Consider the following 7,260-nt stretch of genomic DNA (forward strand, 5'->3'; position numbering starts at 1 on the left):
CGACGGCCACCCCGAGCGGCTCCTCGAACAGGGCCCGCCAGGCGTCCGCGTCGTCGATCCGGGCCCGCAGCGCGTCGCGTGCGGGCAGCGGTTCGGTGAGGGTGGGGAAGACCCGTTCGGCGACGCGCCGCGTCATGGCGTAGAAGCTCCGCCACGCCTCGTACTCCCGCTCTCCGCCGGTCAGCGCGGCGAACGACTCCCGGGTGCGGTCGCCGCCGACGAGGAGGCCGGTGGGGCGTCCGTCGCGGACGGCGGGGGTGTAGGAGGAGACCGTCCGTCTGCGTACGGCGAAGTCGAGGCCGAGGTCACGGACGATCTTCCGTGGCAGCAGGGAGACCAGGTAGGAGTAGCGCGAGAGGCGGGCGTCGACCCCGGCGAAGGGGCGGGTCGAGACGGCCGCTCCCCCGGTGGTGTCCAGGCGTTCCAGGACCAGGACGGACTGCCCGGCGCGGGCGAGGTAGGCGGCGGCGACCAGGCCGTTGTGGCCGCCGCCCACGATCACGGCGTCGTAGCGGCCCGGGGCGGGGGCGGGGGGCCGGGGGGCGGGCGACCGGTGTGCGGACGGCTCAGGTGCGGGCATGAACCTTCGTAACACGCGGGCCGTGTCCCGGCCACCGGTCGCGGGCCGGCCACCGGTCGCGGGGCTGTTCCAGCAGGTCCGGGGCCCGTCCGCCCGCTAGCCCGGTCGCGTTTCGCCCGCAGGTCCTGTGAGCTTTCGCCCGCAGGTCCGGTGGCCTTTCGCCCTCAGCCCATAGCCCGTTCGAAGGGGCCCTGGGCCCCCGCTCAGTGCGGCGGCATCGCGTTCTGGGCACGGTGTGCGGCGAGGGTGCGGTACAGCTCGGCCGCCTCGTCCTTGCGCCCGAGGCGGTCCAGGCAGTGCGCCTCGTCGTGGCGGGCGGCCAGGGTGTCCGGGTGGTCGGGGCCCAGGACCCGGCCGCGCGCCTCGGCGACCTGCCGGTACGCGGCGAGGGCTTCGGCCCACCGGCCGAGCCAGCCGAGGGCCACCGCGACCTCGCGGCAGCTGACCACGGTGTCCGGGTGATCGGGGCCCAGCGTGCTGCCTCGGAGCGCGCACACCTCACGCGCCTCGGTGAGCGCCTCCTCCCAGTGGCCCATCCGCCCCAGGTTGACGCCCAGACCGTGGCGGGCGCGCAGTGTCTCCGCGTCGGACGGGCCACCCACCCGCGTACAGTCGGCGACCAGTCTCCGGTACAGCTCCAGCGCCTCCGCGCTGCGGCCGAGCCGGCCGAGACCGATGCCCGCCTCGTAGCGGGCGGCGAGGGTGTCGGGGTGGTCGGCACCGAGGGTGGCGGCGCGGACCCGGGCCACGTCCTGGTAGGTCTCCAGCGCCTCCGCCCAGCGCCCCAGCCGGCCCAGGGTGTAGGCGACCTCGTACCGGGTGGCGAGCGTGTCGGGGTGGGTCGCGCCGAGCAGCCGGGCCCGGTCGTCGGCGACCTGGCAGGCCAGCTGCCACGACTCCTCGGGGCGTCCGAGGCGGCTGAGGTTGAACGCCAGGTTGTGGCGGCAGCGCAGGGTGTCCGGGTGGTCGGGGCCCATGGAGCGGGTCCGGGCGGCCAGGACCGCCGCGTACACCTGATGGGCCTCGAAGTGGCGGCCGAGCTGCCCGAGGACGTAGGCGGTCTCCTGCCGGGCGGCGAGGGTCTGCGGGTGGTCGGGGCCCAGGGTGCGTTCGCGGCCTGCGGCGACCTGCCCGAACTCGCGCAGCGCGTCGGCGGCCCGGCCGGTGCGGCTGAGGGTGAAGCCGACCTCGTACCGGCTGGCGAGGGTGTCCGGGTGGTCGGGGCCCAGGACGCTCTCGCGCTGCGCGGCGACCGCGCGGTGGACGTCGCCCGCCTCCTCCCAGCGGCCCAGCCGCCCCAGGTCGATACCCGAGCTGTGGCGGCCGGCGAGCGCGGCGAGCAGCTCGGGCGTGGGGGCGGGCCCGGCCGGCGGAACGCCGGTGGAGCCGTCGGCGCCGGGGGGCGCGGCCGTCGTGGTGCTCCTGGCGGTGGTCCACCGGCCGGTCAGTCCGGCGGCGGGGCCGGGGAGGCCGGTGTCCCGGCCGGGGGCGCCGGTCGCCTTGGGCCCGGGGGTCATGTCGCGGGCCCAGTCGGGCAGTTCGGGCTCGGTGCGCGGGACGGCGGGGGCCGGCGCGTGGTGCGTGTCGAAGAGGGCCGCCGACAAGGAGGAGGGCCCGAGCGCCTGCTGCTCGCCGGAGCGGCCGAGCACGATGCGGCGGCGCAGGTCGCCGGCGTCGGCGGGCCGCTCGTCGGGGGTCTTGGCCAGCAGGTCCAGGACGACGCGCTCGAAGAAGCCGGGGAGTTCGGCGCGGTGGGTGCGCAGCGGTTCGGGCCGGGTATCGCGGTGCCCGACCAGGATGGACCAGGGGTCCTCCAGGTCGAACGGGGGTACGCCGGTGGCGATCTCGTACAGCACACAGCCCAGCGAGTAGAGGTCGCTGCGGTGGTCGACCTCCTTCCCGCCGATCTGCTCGGGCGACATGTAGTGCGGGGTGCCCATGGCGATGCCGGTGGTGGTGAGGCGGGAGGTGACGTTGATGTCGTGGCCGAGTCGCGCTATGCCGAAGTCGCAGATCTTCACCGTGCCGTCGGTCAGCCGCATGATGTTGGCGGGCTTCAGATCGCGGTGGACGATGCCCTGCCGGTGGGTGTAGCCGAGCGCGTCCGCGACCTGATCGGCGATGTCGACGACATGGTCGACGGGGAGCGGCCGCTGCTGGTTCTCCTCCAGGAGCTGGCTCAGGTTCTGCCCGTCCAGCAGCTCCATGACGAGGTAGAGGACGCCTTCGTGCTCGCCGAAGTCGTGGACGACGGTGACGCCCCGGTGCTGGAGGGAGGCGGCGACCCGGGCCTCGCGGCGGAAGCGTTCGCGCAGGACGCGGGTGAACGCCTGGTCGTGCTGGGGGCCCATGGGTTTGAGGCATTTGACGGCGACCAGACGGCCCAGCGACTCGTCGCGGGCCCGCCACACCTCGCCCATGCCGCCGCGCCCGATCAGATCGAGCAGCCGGTACCGGCTCTGGATCAGCCTGGTGTCCGCCATCTGCCGCTTCTCGCCCCCGTCGCTCCTGCTGCTACCGCTGCGCCCTCCCCGGCCCGTCCAGTATGGCGGCCTCCTGACGGAGCCGGTACGCGGCGGGGCGGCTTCCGGGGCCGAGCCGGGCCATGGCCTTGAGGATGTGCCCCGGTGGCAGCTGCCAGCGCAGCCGGTCCGGGATCGCGCGCAGGACGGCCCCGGTGGCGCGCAGCCGCCGGTCCACGATGGCCGGCGGCGGGGCCGGTCTGCCGTACAACGCGTGGGCGTACGGGGGCAGTGACTGGTAGGCGAGTGCGGCGACCCGCCGCCACAGGAGGGCGCGCGCCGGGCGGAGCAGGGGGTGTACGGGCGGGTTGCGGAGGAAGTCGTCGACGTCGGCCGCCTCGGGTCCCACGGCGAGTTCGGGTTTCACCCGCTCGAAGTAGGCGGCGAGCGCCGCGGCCGAGGCCGGGACCCGCGCCGGGTCGAGACCGACGAGGCGGGCGCCGGCGCGGTGTTCGTCGACGTACCGGTCGGCCTGGGCGTCGGTGAGGGGGAAGCCGGAGCGGCGCTGGACCTGGAGGTAGGAGTCGACCTCGGCACAGTGCACCCACAGCAGCAGCTCCGGTTCGTCGATGCCGTATCTCTCGCCGGTCGCCGGATCGGTGGCCGTGAGGGTGCGGTGGATCTTCCGTACCCGGGCGCCCGCCTGTTCGGCGGCGGCGGTGGTGCCGTAGGTGATGGTGCCGACGAAGGAGGCGGTGCGCATGAGCCGGCCCCAGGCGTCGTGGCGGAAGTCGGAGTTCTGCGTGACGCCGCGCACCGCGCGCGGGTGCAGGGCCTGGAGGTGGAGAGCGCGGATGCCCGCGACCCACATCATCGGGTCGCCGTGCATCTGCCAGGTGACCGATCGGGGGCCGAAGAGGCCGGGGTCGGCGTCGTTCATCCGCGTGTACCTCCGGCTCGGCGGTGTACTCGGGGCGGTGCGCTCGGGCGGTGCGCCTGGGCGGTGCACTCGGGCGGTGGCCGGGCGCGTAACAAGATCGGGAACAATGGTACGACGCGGGGCCCCTGCGCGGCAGGGGTACGGGCGGGGGACGCGGCGAGCGGCCGACGGCCGGCGACGAGCAACAAGGGGGAAGACATGCCCAGATGGGGACTGCTCGTGGAGCAGAACCTCGGGCTCGGCGGCCAGCGCCGGGTCTGGTCGGCCGATGTCATGGACCAGGTGGACGGCACCTACGAGGAGGCGCTGGAGGCTCTGCGGCGGCGGGCCGAGGTGTACAAGCCGGTGCACCCGGCCAGTCCGAAGCGCCGGAGGCTCTACCGGGAGCGCGACGGGTTCGTGCTGGTCCTGGACGGGGCCTGGCAGAGCTTCCACTGCCGGTTCACGGTGATCGAGGAGCTCTACGACAGCGCCGCGCCGAAGCCCGAGCCGCCGGCCGTCCCGGAACCGGAGCCGAAGCCCGAGCCGCCGGCCGTCCCGGAACCGGAGCCGGAGCCCGAGCCGCCGGCCGTCCCGGAACCAGTGCGGCGCCGGCCTGTGCAGCCTCCGCCGGAGCCCGAGCCCGAGCCCGAGCCCGAGCCACAGCCTGGGCCGGATCGGACATGGGACGCGGACGTCCCCGAGGTCCCGTCGTGGCTCAACCGCGACCGGCCGTCCTGAGCGGGGCCTGCGAGCCCGGCGCGCGCTTCGAACGGCCGGGCGATCAGGACACGGTGGCAGACGCACCCGGGGCCGGGGGGCCTCTTCCCCCGGCCCGTACACCGCTCCCCCGGTCAGCCCCCCACGTACGCCGCGAGGTGCTCCCCCGTGAGCGTGGAGCGGTCGGCGACCAGGTCGGCCGGGGTGCCCTCGAAGACGATCCGGCCGCCGTCGTGTCCGGCGCCGGGGCCGAGGTCGATGATCCAGTCGGCGTGCGCCATGACCGCCTGGTGGTGCTCGATGACGATCACCGACTTGCCGGACTCGACTAGCCGGTCGAGCAGTCCGAGCAGCTGCTCCACGTCGGCCAGGTGCAGACCGGTGGTCGGCTCGTCGAGGACGTACACACCGCCCTTCTCGCCCATGTGGGTGGCCAGCTTCAGCCGCTGACGCTCGCCGCCGGAGAGGGTGGTGAGCGGCTGACCGAGGCTGAGGTAGCCGAGCCCGACGTCGGAGAGGCGGGTGAGGATCCTGTGCGCGGCGGGGGTGCGCGCCTCGCCGTCGGCGAAGAACGCCCCGGCCTCGTCCACCGACATCGCGAGCACCTCGCTGATGTCGCGGCCCCCGAGGTGGTGGTCGAGCACCGAGGCCTCGAACCGCTTGCCCTCGCACTCCTCGCAGACGGTGGCGATACCCGCCATCATCCCCAGGTCCGTGTAGATGACGCCGGCACCCTTGCAGGTGGGGCAGGCGCCCTCGGAGTTGGCGCTGAACAGGGCCGGCTTCACACCGTTGGCCTTGGCGAACGCCTTGCGGATCGGGTCCAGAAGCCCGGTGTACGTCGCCGGGTTGCTGCGGCGCGAGCCGCGGATCGCGGTCTGGTCGATCGAGACCACGTCCTCACCGGCCGGGATCGACCCGTGGATGAGCGAGCTCTTGCCGGAGCCCGCGACGCCGGTGACCACGCAGAGCACCCCGAGCGGGATGTCCACGTCGACGTCCCGCAGGTTGTGGGCGGACGCGCCGCGGATCTCCAGCGCCCCGGTGGGCGTGCGGACCTTCTCCTTGAGGACGGCCCGGTCGTCCAGGTGGCGGCCGGTGAGGGTGCCTCCGGCCCGCAGCCCCTCGACGGTGCCCTCGAAGCAGACGGTGCCGCCTTCGCTGCCGGCGCCGGGGCCGAGGTCGACGACGTGGTCGGCGATGGCGATGGCCTCCGGCTTGTGCTCCACGACGAGCACGGTGTTGCCCTTGTCCCGCAGCCGCAGCAGCAGGTCGTTCATCCGCTGGATGTCGTGCGGGTGCAGGCCGATGGTGGGCTCGTCGAAGACGTAGGTGACGTCGGTGAGCGAGGAGCCCAGGTGGCGGATCATCTTGACGCGCTGCGCCTCACCGCCCGACAGCGTGCCCGAGGGCCGGTCGAGCGAGAGGTAGCCGAGGCCGATCTCCACGAACGATTCGAGCGTCCCCAGCAGCGCGCCGAGCAGCGGCGCCACCGACGGCTCGTCCAGCTCGCGCACCCAGTCGGCCAGGTCGCTGATCTGCATCGCGCAGGCGTCGGCGATGTTGATCTTCTTGATCTTCGAGGACCGGGCGCCCTCGCTGAGCCGGGTGCCCTCGCACTCGGGACAGGTGGCGAAGGTGACCGCGCGCTCCACGAAGGCTCGGATGTGCGGCTGCATCGCCTCCTTGTCCTTGGACAGGAACGACTTCTGGATCTTGGGGATCAGCCCCTCGAAGGTCAGGTTGGCACCCTCGACCTTCACCTTGGTCGGCTCCCGGTAGAGAAAGTCCTGCATCTCCTTCTTGGTGAACTCGCGAATCGGCTTGTCCGGGTCGAGGAAGCCCGACTCGGCGTAGGTCCGCACGGTCCACCAGCTGTCCGACTTCCAGCCGGGGATGGTGAAAGCACCCTCGGCGATCGACTTGGTGTCGTCGTAGAGCTGGGTGAGGTCGATGTCGGAGACCGTGCCCCGGCCCTCGCAGCGGGTGCACATGCCGCCGGTGCGGGTGAAGGTCTGCCTCTCGGTCCTGGTGCCGGCGCCGCGCTGCACCGTGATCGCGCCGCTCGCCTTGACCGAGGCCACGTTGAAGGAGAACGCGTTGGGCGAGCCGATGTGGGGCTTGCCGAGCCGGCTGAACAGGATGCGCAGCATCGCGTTGGCGTCGGTGGCGGTGCCGACGGTGGAGCGGGGGTCCGAGCCCAGCCGCTGCTGGTCGACGATGATCGCCGTCGTCAGCCCTTCGAGTACGTCGACCTCGGGCCGCGCCTGCGTCGGCATGAAGCCCTGGACGAAGGCGCTGTAGGTCTCGTTGATCAGCCGCTGCGACTCCGCGGCGATCGTGTTGAACACCAGCGAACTCTTGCCGGAGCCGGAGACCCCCGTGAACACCGTGAGCCGGCGCTTGGGGATCTCGATGTCGACATCCTTGAGGTTGTTCTCGCGCGCCCCGTGCACGCGGATCACTTCGTGGCTGTCGGCGACCGGCTGCGCAGCCGACTGCGATCCGGTCTTCCCGGCCTTGCTCATCGTCTCTCCATCTGTTGCGCGGGGCCGCCGCTCACGCACGTCTGCGGCGGC

The 7,260-nt window shown here is 73.3% G+C and carries 5 protein-coding genes; 1 reads left to right on the forward strand and 4 read right to left on the reverse strand.

Annotated elements, in window-relative coordinates; genetic code table 11:
• The 3 genes from AB0917_RS32840 to AB0917_RS32850 all read right to left on the reverse strand — a co-directional run.
• Nucleotides 1-580, reverse strand: a 580-nt coding sequence (locus tag AB0917_RS32840; protein ID WP_366823367.1) for an FAD-dependent oxidoreductase, incomplete at its 3' end; no start/stop codon positions are given.
• Between the two features lie 203 nt (nucleotides 581-783).
• The gene (locus tag AB0917_RS32845; protein WP_366823368.1) at nucleotides 784-3,063 is read right to left on the reverse strand and encodes a serine/threonine-protein kinase; all 2,280 of its coding nucleotides are present in this window, start codon (nucleotides 3,061-3,063) and stop codon (nucleotides 784-786) included.
• A 31-nt stretch (nucleotides 3,064-3,094) separates the two neighbouring features.
• Complete coding sequence (locus AB0917_RS32850; protein WP_366823369.1) at nucleotides 3,095-3,982, reverse strand: oxygenase MpaB family protein; 888 nt, start codon at nucleotides 3,980-3,982, stop codon at nucleotides 3,095-3,097.
• A 198-nt stretch (nucleotides 3,983-4,180) separates the two neighbouring features.
• On the opposite strand from AB0917_RS32850, the gene AB0917_RS32855 reads away from it, so the two are divergent.
• Entirely contained in the window at nucleotides 4,181-4,702 is a 522-nt protein-coding gene (locus AB0917_RS32855) for a hypothetical protein (RefSeq protein WP_366823370.1), read from the forward strand.
• 113 nt (nucleotides 4,703-4,815) lie between these two features.
• Here the strand turns inward: AB0917_RS32855 and AB0917_RS32860 are convergent, their stop codons facing one another.
• On the reverse strand, nucleotides 4,816-7,209 hold the full coding sequence (locus AB0917_RS32860) for an excinuclease ABC subunit UvrA (RefSeq protein ID WP_366823371.1): 2,394 nt from the start codon (nucleotides 7,207-7,209) through the stop codon (nucleotides 4,816-4,818).
• Nucleotides 7,210-7,260 lie beyond the last annotated feature (51 nt).

This window comes from Streptomyces sp. NPDC007346, from assembly GCF_040703535.1.
Taxonomy (GTDB): Bacteria; Actinomycetota; Actinomycetes; order Streptomycetales; family Streptomycetaceae; genus Streptomyces.

Coding starts and splice junctions, on each gene's coding strand:
- AB0917_RS32845 (WP_366823368.1), bottom strand. CDS start 3,063: ATGGCGGACACCAGGCTGATCCAGAGCCGGTACCGGCTGCTCGATCTG.
- AB0917_RS32850 (WP_366823369.1), bottom strand. CDS start 3,982: ATGAACGACGCCGACCCCGGCCTCTTCGGCCCCCGATCGGTCACCTGG.
- AB0917_RS32855 (WP_366823370.1), top strand. CDS start 4,181: ATGCCCAGATGGGGACTGCTCGTGGAGCAGAACCTCGGGCTCGGCGGC.
- AB0917_RS32860 (WP_366823371.1), bottom strand. CDS start 7,209: ATGAGCAAGGCCGGGAAGACCGGATCGCAGTCGGCTGCGCAGCCGGTC.